This window comes from Nisaea sediminum, assembly GCF_014904705.1.
Taxonomy (GTDB): Bacteria; Pseudomonadota; Alphaproteobacteria; order Thalassobaculales; family Thalassobaculaceae; genus Nisaea; species Nisaea sediminum.
On sequence record NZ_JACZCQ010000001.1, the window covers coordinates 640,645 to 655,148 of the forward strand.

Annotated in this window: 12 protein-coding genes; 1 reads left to right on the forward strand and 11 read right to left on the reverse strand. The window is 63.5% G+C overall.

Features of this window, described 5'->3' with window-relative positions:
* Position 1: 1 nt before the first annotated feature.
* From ccoN to IG122_RS03030, 4 genes are all read right to left on the reverse strand, one after another.
* Complete coding sequence (gene ccoN, locus IG122_RS03015) at positions 2-1,438, reverse strand: cytochrome-c oxidase, cbb3-type subunit I (protein ID WP_226893307.1); 1,437 nt, start codon at positions 1,436-1,438, stop codon at positions 2-4.
* A gap of 466 nt (positions 1,439-1,904) precedes the next feature.
* Positions 1,905-3,293, reverse strand: coding sequence for an oxygen-independent coproporphyrinogen III oxidase (gene hemN / locus IG122_RS03020; protein ID WP_226893276.1), 1,389 nt, complete (start codon positions 3,291-3,293; stop codon positions 1,905-1,907).
* Positions 3,294-3,329: 36 nt separating this feature from the next.
* Entirely contained in the window at positions 3,330-3,929 is a 600-nt protein-coding gene (locus tag IG122_RS03025; protein WP_193180256.1) for a hemerythrin domain-containing protein, read from the reverse strand.
* Positions 3,930-4,001: 72 nt separating this feature from the next.
* On the reverse strand, positions 4,002-5,561 hold the full coding sequence (locus tag IG122_RS03030; RefSeq protein ID WP_193180258.1) for a bifunctional aminoglycoside phosphotransferase/ATP-binding protein: 1,560 nt from the start codon (positions 5,559-5,561) through the stop codon (positions 4,002-4,004).
* Between the two features lie 115 nt (positions 5,562-5,676).
* Here IG122_RS03030 and IG122_RS03035 point away from each other — a divergent pair, with 115 nt between their 5' ends.
* Complete coding sequence (locus IG122_RS03035; protein ID WP_193180260.1) at positions 5,677-7,056, forward strand: MmgE/PrpD family protein; 1,380 nt, start codon at positions 5,677-5,679, stop codon at positions 7,054-7,056.
* A 6-nt stretch (positions 7,057-7,062) separates the two neighbouring features.
* Here the strand turns inward: IG122_RS03035 and IG122_RS03040 are convergent, their stop codons facing one another.
* The 7 genes from IG122_RS03040 to paaI form a co-directional block, all read right to left on the reverse strand.
* Positions 7,063-7,584, reverse strand: a complete 522-nt coding sequence (locus IG122_RS03040) for a Crp/Fnr family transcriptional regulator (RefSeq protein WP_193180262.1) — start codon at positions 7,582-7,584, stop codon at positions 7,063-7,065.
* Positions 7,585-7,908: 324 nt separating this feature from the next.
* Positions 7,909-8,694 carry an ABC transporter ATP-binding protein gene (locus IG122_RS03045; RefSeq protein WP_193180264.1) on the reverse strand — a complete coding sequence of 262 codons (786 nt, stop codon included), beginning with the start codon at positions 8,692-8,694 and terminating at the stop codon, positions 7,909-7,911.
* A 14-nt stretch (positions 8,695-8,708) separates the two neighbouring features.
* The gene (locus IG122_RS03050; protein ID WP_193180266.1) at positions 8,709-10,433 is read right to left on the reverse strand and encodes a hydantoinase B/oxoprolinase family protein; all 1,725 of its coding nucleotides are present in this window, start codon (positions 10,431-10,433) and stop codon (positions 8,709-8,711) included.
* A gap of 12 nt (positions 10,434-10,445) precedes the next feature.
* The gene (locus tag IG122_RS03055) at positions 10,446-12,536 is read right to left on the reverse strand and encodes a hydantoinase/oxoprolinase family protein (RefSeq protein WP_193180268.1); all 2,091 of its coding nucleotides are present in this window, start codon (positions 12,534-12,536) and stop codon (positions 10,446-10,448) included.
* A 93-nt stretch (positions 12,537-12,629) separates the two neighbouring features.
* Positions 12,630-12,827, reverse strand: a complete 198-nt coding sequence (locus IG122_RS03060) for a hypothetical protein (protein ID WP_193180270.1) — start codon at positions 12,825-12,827, stop codon at positions 12,630-12,632.
* Between the two features lie 205 nt (positions 12,828-13,032).
* Positions 13,033-13,983: a PaaX family transcriptional regulator gene (locus IG122_RS03065; protein ID WP_193180272.1), complete on the reverse strand. Its 951-nt coding sequence runs from the start codon at positions 13,981-13,983 to the stop codon at positions 13,033-13,035.
* Positions 13,980-14,450, reverse strand: coding sequence for a hydroxyphenylacetyl-CoA thioesterase PaaI (gene paaI, locus IG122_RS03070; RefSeq protein WP_193180274.1), 471 nt, complete (start codon positions 14,448-14,450; stop codon positions 13,980-13,982). The genes IG122_RS03065 and paaI overlap by 4 nt, the downstream gene beginning before the upstream one ends.
* Between the last annotated feature and the right edge of the window lie 54 nt (positions 14,451-14,504).

The window sequence follows — 14,504 nt, forward strand, 5'->3', positions numbered from 1 at the left end:
ATCATTCTCCCGCCGCGACCGCGCCCCGGGGTGCGCGCACAGGCGCGCCCACGAACGGGGCTTCGTCACGAAGATCGCCCCGCATGGTGCGGTAGAGGTTGTAAGCCATGACCAGGGAACCGGCGACGAAGACGGCGCCACCGAGAGCCCGGATCACATAGAAGGGATGCATGGCCTCGACGGTCTCGACGAAGGAATATTCCAGGAAGCCGAGGGTGTCGTAGGCACGCCACATCAGGCCCTGCAGGATGCCCGAGACCCACATCGAGGTGATGTACAGCACGATGCCGATGGTCGAGATCCAGAAGTGCCAGCCGACGAGGCGCAGCGAATAGAGCCGCTCACGGTTCCAGAGGATCGGAACCACGCAGTAGAGGGCGCCGAAGCTGACCATGCCGACCCAGCCGAGCGCACCGGAATGCACGTGGCCGACGGTCCAGTCGGTGTAGTGGCTGAGGCCGTTCACCGCCTTGATGGACATGACCGGGCCCTCGAAGGTGGACATGCCGTAGAAGGCCACGGAGGTGACCAGCATGCGCAGGACCGGGTCCGTGCGGAGCTTGTCCCAAGCGCCCGATAGCGTCATCAGGCCGTTGATCATTCCGCCCCAGGACGGCATCCAGAGCATGATCGAGAAGGTCATGCCGAGGGTCTGCGCCCAGTCCGGCAGCGCCGTGTAGTGCAGGTGGTGCGGACCGGCCCAGATGTAGAGGAAGATCAGCGCCCAGAAGTGGATGATCGAGAGCCGGTAGGAATAGACCGGACGCTCCGCCCGCTTCGGAATGTAGTAGTACATGATGGCAAGGAAGCCGGCGGTCAGGAAGAAGCCGACGGCGTTATGCCCGTACCACCATTGCGTCAGCGCATCCTGCACCCCGGCGAAGGCGGAATAGCTCTTCGCACCGGTAAGGGAGACCGGCAGGGCGAGATTGTTCACGATGTGGAGCATCGCGATGGTGATGATGAAGGCGAGATAGAACCAGTTCGCGACGTAGATGTGCGGCTCTTTCCGCTTCCAGATGGTGCCGAGGAAGACCAGCAGATAGACCACCCAGACGATGGTCAGCCAGAGATCCACATACCATTCCGGTTCCGCATATTCCCTGCTCTGGGTGATGCCGAGCACGTAACCCGTCGCCGCCAGCACGATGAAGAGCTGGTAGCCCCAGAACACGAACCAGGGGGCGAGGCCGCCGGCCAGGCGGGCCTTGCAGGTCCGCTGCACAACGTGGAACGACGTCATGATCAGGATATTACCGCCGAAGGCGAAGATCACCGCCGAGGTATGCAGCGGGCGCAGGCGGCCGAAATTCGTCCAGGGGAGGTCGAAGTTCAGGACCGGAAAGGCCAGTTGCAGGGCGATCACGAGACCAACGGTAAAGCCAATCACGCCCCAGAAGGTGGAGGCGATCGCACCGGCGCGAATCACGCCGTCCATATAGCCGACATCGTCATCGGCTGTCGGAACTGCGGGAGCGCCGGCCAAGTCGTACTGGCGCTTCACCAGAGCGAAACAGCCGAGCGTGAAAAAGGCGAAAAAGATGAAGGCGTGAAAGCCCATCTCAGGGCTCGGCGCTTTTGCCATCCAAAGCAGGCTGACGACGGCCCCGAGGGCGAAGAGAACCCCCATGGTCCATGCGCCGCCTGTATGGCGGTTTGCGGTTAGTGTGCTGTTCATGTCTTCCCTCGCGATACTGAACACACTCGAGTGACCATCCCCCCTCCGGGAACAGCCTTGATCCGTAAACTAGAAGTATCGACCGTCACTCACATTGATACAGGTCAAATTCTAGCAGCACCTGAGCTGAAGACTCAGGATCTCTCATGAAAGGCAAAACCGGCATGTGGCGGGAACGCACAGCGACATTGCGCCGCAACATGACGATATTGCACTTGCGAAACGCTTAAACGGCGCCTGAATGACGGGCTTTCCCGGTCGCCAGATAGGCGTCGAACAGAGCGGCGACGACGCGAATATAGGGACGGCCTTCCGGCGTCATCTCGATCCGCCGGCCATCCCACTCGATAAGGCTTTCCGACCGCATCTCAGCGAGCGCGGCGGAGTCGAATCGGACGTCCTTCAACTCCACGCCGTGTTCGGCGCAGGTTTCAGCCAGATCGACACGCTCGTCGCACATCAGCTTTTCGATGATCCGGCGGTGCAGTCTGTCCGAGTCGTTGAGGGCAATTCCCCGGGCAACGGCGAAACCGGTTTCGCGGACGCTCTTCTCGTAGAGCCGGGCGTCCGGAATATTCTGGATGTAGCCTTGGGGCAGGGCGCCGATCGAGGACGCGCCGAACCCGATCAGGGCGTTCGCATCGTCAGTCGTATAGCCTTGGAAATTGCGCCGGAGCGTTCCGGCGGAGGCGGCGAGTGCCATCGGATCGTCGGGACGCGCGAAATGGTCGAGGCCGATCCGCACATAGCCTGCGTCCTGAATCCGGCGCGCCATCAACTCCGCCTGTTCGCGCCGCTCAAGGGTGCCGGGCAGGGCGCTTTCCGGGATCAGCTTCTGGTGCTTGCGCATCCATGGAACATGCGCATAGCCGAAAACGGCAATGCGGCTTGGCTCCAGGCTGAGGGCCAAGGCAACGCTGTGTTCCGCATCGGGGGCACTTTGATATGGCAAACCGTACATGAGGTCGAAATTGAGCTTCTCGATCCCGGCCGCCCGGAGAGCCTGGACGCGCTGCTCGACCAGCTCGAACGGCTGTTCCCGATTGATGCTTTTCTGGACTTTCGGGGTGAAATCCTGAAGCCCCAGACTCACCCGGTTGATACCCGAGCGGACATAGGCGTCGATCTGGCTGTCGTCGAGGGTTCGCGGGTCGATCTCGATCGCGAGCTCGGCGTCGTCCGCGAAGGGGAAGTTGCACTGCAAGAGCGACATCAGGGAGTAGAAATCGGCCGCGTTGAGACGATTGGGAGAGCCGCCGCCCCAATGCAGATGGCGCACTGGCCCGGGCGATCGGAGGTACCGGGAGACAGTCGCGATCTCGCGCTCGAGAATGCGGGCATATTCGGCAACAGGACCGTAATTGCGCGCAACCTGGGTCGCGCAACCGCAATACCAGCAAAGCACGTCGCAGAACGGCACGTGCAGATAGAGCGAGAGCGCGTCCTCAGAGGTAAGTTCCGTCAGCCATTGCTTGTAGTTGCCGGCATCCACCGCTTCGCTGAAATGCGGCGCCGTCGGATAGCTCGTGTAACGCGGAACATTGCGTCCGCCATATTTCTGCATCAGCCCGAACTCGCAAACTTTCCGCGAGGATTCCTTACGCAACATATTCATCGGAATTCACCAGGTATCGGGGGCTTGGGCGTCCTTTCAGACGCTCATTTCCTGTCCGGCGGGAAGGCGGTCGTTCGCCGGCTCCCGCGCGTTCTGCAATTCGACGATTTCCTGCCGCAGAGCCTCGAACTGGGCTTCGCGCTGGCTGCCGAAGATCGGGTCCGCCCGGTCGGACAACTCCTCGTCCAGAGCGTTCCAGTCTTCCGCCGTCAGCACCCTTAGCGCGGTCGGGAAGAACATGCTCTCTTCCATGCGGATGTGGCGGCGCTGGGATTCGATAAACTCAAGCGCAGCGTTGGCGAATTGCTTGCGGGTCACGATCCCCGTACCGAGGACGCTCGCCAAGGCGCCGGCAAAGGCTTTTATGTAGGCTTCGCCGGCCTCGTGCTCTTCCTCGATATGGCCGATTTCCTCGGCTGCAGAGGCATCGCGCGCAAGAATCTTCTCGTAGATCTTGTTTTCTCGCGCGTGGTGGAATTCGGCCGGATAGGTAAGGAAATAATCGACGATCTCGGAGACCACGTCGTAATCCGGCTCGCCTGTCAGATGTGCGTCTTTCACCTGCTTTTCGAGGATGGACAGCAACAGATCGTGCTGTTGATGGTCCTTCTGCAGGATTTCCAGAATTCTCGGCATATCGACCATCCCTGTTCAGGTCTTTATTTGGTCGAGTCTATGAAAGCCGGGATTTTCGAGCCTTGATGTATGTCAATGGCCGGTGGGGAGCAGGGCAAACACGGCGTCCTGCGCTGAGTCCGGAGAGCCTGACGCATCGATCTCCGCCCAAGAGCCGAGCGGCCCGTGGCCGTGCGCTACCTGGTCCAGCATCACGCTTTCGGTGGCGTCCGAGGCATCCTCTTGGCGTCGGGCGATCCGGTTCGCCATGATCTCCGGAGGCAAATCGAGCCAAAATCCGTCAAATCGGACTCCCAGCGAAGCGGCGAGCAGTTCCATGGCTTCCCGGTCCGCCGGGCGGTCGTTGACCGCATCCATGATCGCCGGATAGCCAGCCTTGAGGGCGGTCCCGGCGCGTTCGAGCATCAGGGCATAGACTTGGGCACTGATGTCGGGACGGTAGGCTTCGGGCGGGAGGGGCGTGGTCGGCGGATAGCCGAAGAGTTGTTTACGGATGATGTCGCTGCGCAGATGCACCGCGCCGGGTGCCGGCCGGAGACGAGCGGCGAGGGCGCGTGCGAGGGTCGATTTTCCGGACCCGGAGAAACCGCCGATCCCGATCAGACGCGGACTCACATCGGCGATCTGCTCCGCCGCAGCCGCGAACGAGAGACGCGACTGCGTCAGCAGTTCGGCGCGCGCAGACGTCTCATCTTGCACTTCGGCGGAGCTGACCATGATCTTGGCCCTTACGGCCGATCGGGTTGAGATAAATAGCGGCAGGCAGGCGAGGCCCTCGAAACCGCCATCGACGAAGTACCGGTTGAAGGCGAGGTTCGCGAGATCGGCACGGCCCCGATTGATCAGATCGCTGAGGAAATAGGCCAGGTCGTAAAGGACGTCGATGCAGGCGAAGAGCGGATTGAACTCGATCCCGTCGAACAGCGTCGGCTCGCCGTCGATCAGGCAGATGTTCCGGAGATGCAGGTCGCCATGGCAATGCTTCGCCTGTCCCTCGGCTACCCTGCGGTCGAGCAACGGCGCGACGCGCTCGAAGGCGGACCAGACATCGCGGGTATAGGCGGCGACATCCTCGGGCGCGAAATAGTGCGGTTGTGCCTTGAACTCCTCGAAATTCTCCTCAAGGACTGTGCGCAAACCGGCCGATCCCGCCCCGGGTGCCCGATCCAGGGACAGGCTTTCCGCGCTCTCGTGAAAGGCGCGGATCCGTTCGGCAGCCCGTTCGATCAGTGCTGGCGTGAGCGTTCCGCTTTCGGCCATCCGGTCAAGCAGCGTTTCCTCGGCGAAGCGGCGCATCTCGAGCACATACTCGATTGTCTCGCCTTCGCCGTCGAAGGCAAGGCCTCCGTCGGCGGCCCGGGTCAAGCGGCGGATACCGAGATAAAGGTCGGGAGCGGTTCGCCGGTTGAGCTCCAGTTCTGCTTCGGTGAAGCGCTTGCGGCGTTCGAGTGTGCCGTAATCCATGTAGGGAAAGGAAACCGCCCGTTTCAATTTGTAAGCACGATCTCCGACGAGAAAGACGTGGCTGCCATGGGTCGCGAGATGTGCAGGCTCGCTCTCCGGCGCCGGATCGTAGCTGTCGCGGCGCGCGAGAAATTCCAAAGCCGCACTTTGGTCCTCGGTTTGTTCCATGGTTCGATAACTCGCAAATCCGGACACTCATTCCAAGTCACGGTCGATCATGCCGATGCCTTGGGTCACGACTATGACATGCCTCAATCGTACCGGACGGAAACTGGAGGAATAGGTGGGACGCGCCGAAATCGACAGCCAAAGGACCGAAAGCCTCGGAACCCCGACAAAGGATCTGGCGGCTTGGGCGGTATCGGCAGGACCGGGCTCGTTCGGCGGCACCGCGCATGACTGGGCGGCGGACGCGATACTCGACTGGTTCGCGGTTACGCTCGCGGGGAGCCGCGAGCCGCTCAGCCTGATGCTTGCGGAAACCGCGCGGGAAGAGGGAACTGGACCCGCTCGTCTTGTTGGCCGCAAGGATGCTCTCAGCCCGTTGAATGCCGCGCTGGTGAACGGTGCCGCGTCTCATGCGCTCGACTATGACGATGTGAATTCCCGGATGATGGGGCACCCGACCGTGCCGCTCGTTCCGGCGCTGCTGGCGATCGCGGATACGATGCCTGTCTCGGGCCCGGAATTTCTCGATGCCTTCGTGGTTGGCTACGAGACAGAGATCCTTGCCGCCGAGATGATCGGTTACAGCCACTACGACCGGGGGTGGCACACCACGGCGACCATCGGCACTCTGGGCGCTGCGGCGGCGTCGGCGCGCCTTCTCGGCCTCGATGCGGAGCAGGCGGCGCATGCGCTGGGCCTCGCCGTGGCGCAGGCGGCGGGTCTGAAATCCATGTTCGGCACGATGTCGAAGCCGTTCCAAGTCGGCAAGGCGGCCTCCAACGGCCTGCTGGCGGCGCGCCTCGCCCTGAAAGGGATGACGTCGCGGACCGACGCGCTCGAATGCGCGCAAGGGCTGGCGGCAACCCAGTCGGACGGTTTCACGCCGATCGAGATCTCGCCCGGCGGCAACAACTCTTATGCGGTCGAGGGAAATCTCTTCAAGTATCACGCCGCCTGCTATCTCACTCACTCGCCGATCGAAGCGGCGCGGGAGCTGCGGCGAGAGCGCGGCATCTCGCCGGAGGCCATCGAGCGGCTGACGATCGAGGTGAACAAGAACTCGTTGACGGTCTGCAATATCGAGCGGCCGGAGACGGGACTGCAGGTCAAGTTCAGCCTCAGGCACACCGTTGCCATGGCGCTGAACGGACTCGATACGGCCGATCTCGGCGCCTACACGGACGAAATCGCACAGGATGCAGGCCTGAGGGACCTCGGGCGGCGGACGGTCGTTGTCGGCATCGAGGACGACAGCCGCACGATGGGGCGGGTCCGGGCGGAACTGAAGGACGGGACGGTGGTCGAGGAAACCCGCGACGTCGGGGTACCGGCGGCCGACCAGCCGGCCCAGCGTGCGCGCCTGCTGGAGAAGTTCGGAATTCTGGGTGCCCCGGTGCTGGGAGCGACGCGGGCGGACGAGCTTGCCGGCCGGATCTTCACTCTGGCGGATCTGGAAGACGCGAGCGTGCTTTCGGTTCTCGCGCAGCCCGATTAGGGCGGATCAGCCGGCGCCGTAGGCGATATTCGCCAGTGTCCGGATGTTCGGGATGATGACCACCGTCGGTCGCGGAAGCTGGATCGCTCCGTCTTTCTTAAAGGTCGACATGATCCGGCTGATGGTCTCCGGCTGCATGCCGAGGTGGTCGGCGATCCGTTCGCGCCTCATGTTGAGTTTGAGTTCGACGCCGCGCTTGGTCTGCCGACCGGTGCGTCCGGCGAGATCGACCAGAAAACCGGCGAGGCGCTCTGCCGCGGAAGAGCGGGCAAGCGTCAACATGCGGGCCTGGTCGCGTGCGACTTCGTCCTTCGCGGCGCTATAGAGCGTTTCCATCAGTTCCGCCGGACGGGAGGTCGCTTCCACGACGGAATCGACCGATATGATGCAGATATCGGACGGTTTCACCGCCTCGTAGAATTCCCGGATTTCGCCCATGCTGGCATTTGACAATGGCCAAGCGATCTCGCCATCGGTCTTGAAGGCGGATACGTGCCGACGACCGTCCCCGAGGACGTGTTCCTGCATCAGCATTCCGGAAGCGACCCTGAAGACGGTGTCCGGCTGGTATCCGGATATCTCGATCCGCTCCCCGGGACGCGCGGAAATTTGCCGGATAGCGCCCGCGCACAGACCAAGGCCCGCGTCTCCAAGGGCATTTCTGATCGGACAGTCCCGGTCCTCGCACCCCGCGCAGGGCGATTTGCTCACCGGCTCATCGTTCAACGCAGCAATCATGTTCATCGCCAGTTCGCTTTCCCATTGCGATCGCATTTCGGCAGACAAGCGCAACAAGGATGCGTGCCGTGGTCCTGGCGCGCCTTGATCTAGGTCAATTCGATTGCGGGGGGCTCAATCGCGCGCGGCGAGGCGCATCTTGATCGGACCGCGGGCGCGGCCGTTGATCATCTGTTCGAGAAAGGGGTTGTCGGCGTCCGCGATGGCTTCGCGCTTCCCGGCCCATTTGATCTCGCCGTCGAACAGCATGACGACATTGTCGAAGCGGCTGCGCGCGGCTTTCATGTCGCCTGTGACGACCAGAACCGTGGTGTCCTTGCCTCCGGTTTCCCGTTCGATCAGGGAGAGGATCGAGTTTGTGAGAATCGGATCGAGCCCCGCGGTGGGATCGTCGAGGATGAGCAGTTCCGGATTGCCGATCATCGCCCGCGCCACACCGACCCGCTTCTGCATGCCGCCGGAGAGTTCCACCGGATAGAGGTCGGCCATTTCCGCGCCGAGACCGACCTCGGCCATGCGGTGGAGAGCACGTTCGCGGGCTTCCTTGCGGGGAACCTTCTCATGGTTCAGCAGACGGAAAGCGACGTTCTCCCAGATGCGCAAGCTGTCGAAGAGGGCATTCTGCTGAAACAGCATGCCGGCCCGCGCCTGGAAATCATCCCATCCGTCCGCGTCGAGCCCGTGCAGTTCCTGGTCGCCGTATTTCATGCTGCCGCGGTCGATCGGCATGAGTCCGAGGAGGCACTTCAGAAGGACCGACTTGCCGGTCGCCGACGGGCCGATCAGAACGGTGGACTCGCCGGCCGGTACGCTCAGTGAGACCGAGCGCAACACTTCCTTGTCACCGAACCCTTTCGCGAGTCCCTCGATCGTGATCGCCTTTGCGGCGCCTGACGCCATTCCTTCTGCTCCCCTCAGCGGGCGGCACGAAGGTCCCGTGTCCGGTCTTCGTCGATGCGCCCGTCCTCGTCGACGGCGACACCATAGACCGAGCGGGCGGCATCGGGAGAGACAAATCCGAGCACGACGTCGCGCGCAACCTCCGCCGGATCGCGTTCGAACGCATTGCCGAGGCCGCCACCTCCGGGCATCGAGACCACGAGACGGTCGCCCTTGCCGATCGGCTGCCGGCCCTTGGCGTTCAGCCGGTCGCCCTTGACCTTGCGCTCGATGATCCCGGCCTCGCCGTCGCCGCCGCCGTTGCGGCCGCGGGCGGGATAGGTCACCCGGTCGAACATGCAGTTGATGGCGAAAGGCGCGTCCTCGGAATGGGAGATTTCCATCACCTGTCCAACGCCGCCGCGGAACTTGCCCGCGCCGCCGCTGTCGGGACGGTATTCCTTCCGCCAGATCACCAGCGGGGCGATGGTCTCGTTCACCTCGATCGGGGTATTGCGGACGCCCGAGGGGAAAGCGGTCGCGTTCAGCCCGTCCTTGTCCGGACGCGCGCCGGTGCCGCCGGCATGGAAGGTGTTGATCGCGAAGGGCGTGGCGTCCCCGTAATCCTCGTCCGTCAGGCCGTGGCCGCCGAGCAGAACGGGGTTCCAGAGGCAGGAGGTGCCTTCGGCCGGCACCCGGTCCGGAATGACCTGGTTGAGGCAGCCGAGCACGACGTCCGGAAGCATCTGTCCGATCACGTGCCGCGCGGTGACGGCGCAGGGATGCGGCGCGTTGAGGATGCTGCCCCGTGGCGCGGTGATGATTACCGGGGCGAGCGAGCCCGCATTGTTCGGGACAGCGCCGCCGATGACGCAGCGCACGCCGAAGCTGGCATAGGCCTGGGTATAGGTGAGCGGCACGTTGATGCCGTAGGTCGAGACGCCGGAGGTGCCGGAGAAATCGACCGCGATCTCCTCGTCCCGAATGGTCAGTGCCGCGACCAGATCGATCGGCGACTCATAGCCGTCGATCCGCATGGAATTGTGGTAGGTGCCGTTCGGCAGTTCGCGGATTTCCGCGGCCATGCCGGCGCGGGCGCTCTCGATGACGTAATCGGCGAGCGGGCCGAGATCGTCGAGCGCGAATTCCTTCATCATGTCGAGCAGGCGCTGGCCGCCGACGTCGTTGCAGGCCGCGAGCGAATAGAGATCACCTTCCACCTCGATCGGATTGCGCACGTTCGTGCGGATGATCTCCAGCACCGGCTCCGAGAACTCGCCGTTCTCGGCAAGCCGCATGATCGGGATATTGATGCCTTCCTCGTAGATCTGCCGTCCGTCCGGGCCGAAGCCCTTGCCGCCGACATCGACCACGTGGGTTGTGCAGGCGAAGAGAGCGACGATCTCGTTGCCGCGGAAGGTCGGGGTGACGACGGTGAAGTCGTTCAGATGGCCGGTTCCGAGCCAGGGATCGTTGGTCACAAAGACGTCGCCGGGCTTCATCTTCGCGAGCGGATATTTCTCGAGGAAGAATCCCACAGAAGCGGCCATCGCGTTGACATGGCCCGGCGTGCCGGTAACGGCCTGCGCCAGCATGCGCCCACGCGTGTCATAGACTCCGGCGGAGATGTCGCCGGCTTCGCGCGCGGAGGTGCTGAAGGCGGTGCGGATCAGGGTCTGGGCCTGTTCCTCCACGACGGAGAGAAGGCGGTTCCACTGGATCTGCATGCGGATCTGGTCGAGGGCGGAGGTTGTGCTCATGTGTCTTCTCCCTCAGGCCGCGTTCTTGCGGGTCAGGACGAGATAGCCGAGTTCGTTCACCGTCGCGTCGAACACGGAGGTCACCACGGTCGTGGTCTGGGTCTCGGAGATGAGGGCCGGGCCAGAGACTTTCGCGCCAACCGGCAATTCGTCGCGCCAATAGATCGCAGCGTCGACATAGTCGCCCGTCGCCGGGTCGAACAGCCTGCGGCTGCCCGTCGGCTTCGCCGCGCCGCCTTCCGGCGCCACAAGCTCGGTCTCGATTTCCGGGCTGGGTGCCGTCATGTTCAGGGTCCAGCTCAGGATCTCCGGCTCCGGGCCCGGAATGATGCGCCCATAGAGCCGCTTGTATTCGGTCTCGAAGGCCGCGCGGATCTCGTCGGCATGGTCCGCATTCAGCGCCCCTGCAGGCAGCTGTACGGCGATTTCGTGACCCTGTCCGACATACCGCATGAAGGCGGTGCGGCTTTCCGTGAGCTTGGCCCCGCCGGCGCCGCTCTCGACGATGGCACGTGCTTCGTCCGCCATTTCGCCGAGTAGCGCGTTCGCGGCTTCGGGGTCGAACGCGGAGAGCTTCATATAGCGCGAGCGGACGACCTCGTAGGAGATCGGGGCGCGGAGGAAGCCGATGGCCGAACCGACGCCGGCGCCTGTCGGCACCACGATGGTCGGGATGTCGAGTTTCTCGGCGAGACGTGCCGCATGCAGCGGAGCTGCGCCGCCGAACGCGATCATCGCGCGGGCGGCGATGTCCTTGCCCCATTCGATGGCATGGACGCGGGCCGCATTGGCCATGTTCTCGTCGACGATCTCGCAGACGCCGAAGGCGGAGAGGGCGGGCGTCAGGCCCATCTTCTCGCCGATCTCGCTCTTCAAGGCTGCTTCGGCCTTGGACGTGTCGAGCGTGACGGAGCCTCCGGCGAAGCTTTCCGGATCGATCTTTCCGAGCACCACGTCGGCGTCGGTCACGGCCGGCTGGGTGCCACCCTGGTCGTAGCAGGCCGGGCCCGGGTCGGCGCCCGCGCTTTCGGGGCCGACCGCGATGCGGCCGAGCTTGTCGATCTTGGCGAGAGACCCGCCGCCGGCACCGATCTCCACCATCTCGATGGCGGGAATGCGCACAGGCCAGCCGCTGCCCTTCATGTTGCGGTAGACGCGCGCGACCTCGAAGGTGCGCGTGGTCTGCGGCAGGAAGTCGTCCAGCAGGCAGATCTTCGCCGTGGTGCCGCCCATATCGTAGGAGACGACGCTGGCGAGATCGCACTCGCGGGCGATCTCGCTCGCCAGGATGGCGCCGCCGGCCGGGCCGGATTCGACCAGGCGGATCGGGAAGCGCATGGCGGTATCGAGCGTGGTGAGGCCGCCGCCGGAGGTCATCAGAAGCACCGGGCAGTCGAAACCGCGCTGTTTCAGGTCTTCGCGCAGGATGCCGAGATAGCGGGACATGATTGGCCGCACATAGGCGTTCGCCGATGCGGTCGACTGGCGCTCGTATTCACGGATCTCCGGGCAGACCTCGCTCGAAAGGGTGATGCTGAGCTCGGGGCGCGCCTTGCTCAGGATCTCGCCGACGCGTTGCTCGTGGGCGCCGTTGGCATAGGAATGGATCAGGCCGACCGCGATCGAACCGATCTCGTGCTTGTCGATCAGCGGCACCAGGGCTTCGACGCTGCTCTCGTCGAGCGGGATCAGCACCTCGCCCTTGAAATTCAGCCGTTCGCGGACCGACCAGCGCAGGTTCCGCGGCACCAGCGGGTCCGGCCTGTCGATATTGATGTCGTACTGCTCGAAGCGGTTCTCGAAGGCCATCTCGACGGAGTCGCGGAGCCCTTCGGTGGTAATCAGCGCTGTCTTCGCACCCTTGCGCTCGATCAGTGCGTTGGTCGCGAGCGTGGTGCCGTGGATCAGCAGTCCGATATCGGCCGGGCTGGCGTTCGCAACCTCGAGGGCCTTTTCGATGCCGTTCATCACGCCGCGCTCGGGCATGGAGGGCGTCGTCAGCACCTTTGCGGTAAATCGTTTGGCACCGAATTCGAGGGCGACATCGGTAAAGGTGCCGCCAACATCAACCGCGAGGCGGCCACGCTTGCTGGTCTCGGACATATCTAATCAATCTTTTGTGCAGAATGCGGTCTCGGAGCGAAACCGGACCCAATTGAACCTATCATTTCGCGAGCGTCAACGTTTGAGACGGCCTCACAGCCGAACCACATTTGCTGGCGACGCTTTCAGGACATCGGCGCAGTATTTTCGCGCCGCGGCTTCCGCCTGATCGGGATCCTCGTAGAGGGCTGTCGCATGGGAGGAGTCAACCTGACGCCCATCTTTCCAGATGGACCATGGGTAGCGGACCCCTTCGGGGCTTGCCCAACACTCGATATAGATCTCGATCATGATTTCGAATCCAGAACGGGTTGCCGGGGTGGACTTCGAACGCGTCGGCGGCAGGCGGATGCCGTACCATTGAGGTCATTTAATCACCCCGCGACCGCTGAAGGCGAGTGCGGTTTTCCTGTGTAGTCATGGTCCCGGAATATCCGATTGAGCCGATGGGATAATTTATGATCCGCGCCGGTTCGGTCGCCCGGATCGAGTATGGTCAATCCGGAATTATCCGCATAAAGCGTGCGGAAAATTGCGCTGTGGCCGCGGGAAGGGGACCGTCGGTTCCCTCGATCGAGGTCTCGATAAAGGCCTGTGCGCTGTATTGCAGCTTGGCATAGATCCGTGCCGCCAGTTTTCGTGCCGTCCGGCCGCTCCAATTGTCCGGCATCAGAGCGGGCGGGAGTCCGGGGTCTTTCAGGAGCGTGCGGCGATAGGCATGGATCATCAGGGTCCTGAGCGCGAATGCTTCCTCAGGCGATGGCGGGACATCCTGGGAGTAGAGCTGCTCCTCCAGGGACGTGAATCTCTCGATGAAGGCGCGGTACTGGCGGTCGGTCTCGTCGAGCTTCCAGGCATCGTGGCAAAGCGCGCGCAGACTGTTGGCGGCACTGCCGGACGTGGCCTCGAAGAGAGCCACATTCCGATCGAGACCGAGGGCGGCGACGGTCTGCTTCGCGCGCTTCAGGTCGTTGCCGGCGCCGATGAGTACGTGGGTGCCGAGCGCACCGAAACCGGCCCAGCCCAGTTCCTGCCGTAGTGATTCGCGCGCGGCGGCATCGACCGCGGCGGTCAGTAGCGCGATGGTCCACGGACTATCGCTTTCCGGTTCCCGCCGTTCGCCGAGCGGCGCGTAGATCTTGCGCTGGGCGGCATCGAATTGCCGGCGGCCGCCTGCCGTCAGCGCATAGATGCTTCGGCGCCCGACCTGCCGCGGCGCGAGCACGCCGTCATGGGTCAGGCGGAAGACCGACGTTCGCACCAGCCTTTCGCCGATCTCGAAGACCTCCATCAGCCGGATCAGGTCGCCAAGCCAGACTTCACCTCCATGGGGCAGGATGGCATCGCCGAACACCGTGACGATGAGCGATTTCGCGCGCGGCTTCAGATCCTCGAGCAGAGACTGGACGAGGGCAGGGGTCGCCATGCTTTCGGCCGCAACGCTCATGCGGTCGCCCCGGACGAGACCAGTTCGCCGCCTACGGTCCGCGAGCGTCCGCGGAAGTGGGCGACGACGGTTCCGTCCGAGAGCGTGACCACCGTGTCGTAGATCCCCGACCGGCCGCGGTGGAAACGTTCCTCGCAGGTTGCGATCAACTCGTCGCCCTCGCGGGCCGGATTGACGAAATCGATGTCGCAGCTCTGCGCCACGGTGAGGGCGTTGCCAGAATTGCAGGCGAAGGCGAAAGCACTGTCGGCGAGTGTGAAGATCATGCCGCCATGGCAGGTCCTGTGGCCGTTCAGCATCTCGGGGCGGACCGTCATCCGAAGCCGGGCGAAGCCCGGACCAACCTGCTCCACACTCATGCCGAAGCCGCGCGTGGCCGGGTCGTTCTCGTACATCCAGTCGGCGACTTTTCTGGCCGTCTCCCGGGCGCCCTCGGCCGCGCTTCGGGGCAATTGCTCATCATTCATGAATTCCTGCCTTTCGGTCAATATGATACAATTTTCTCTGGACGATAGAACTAT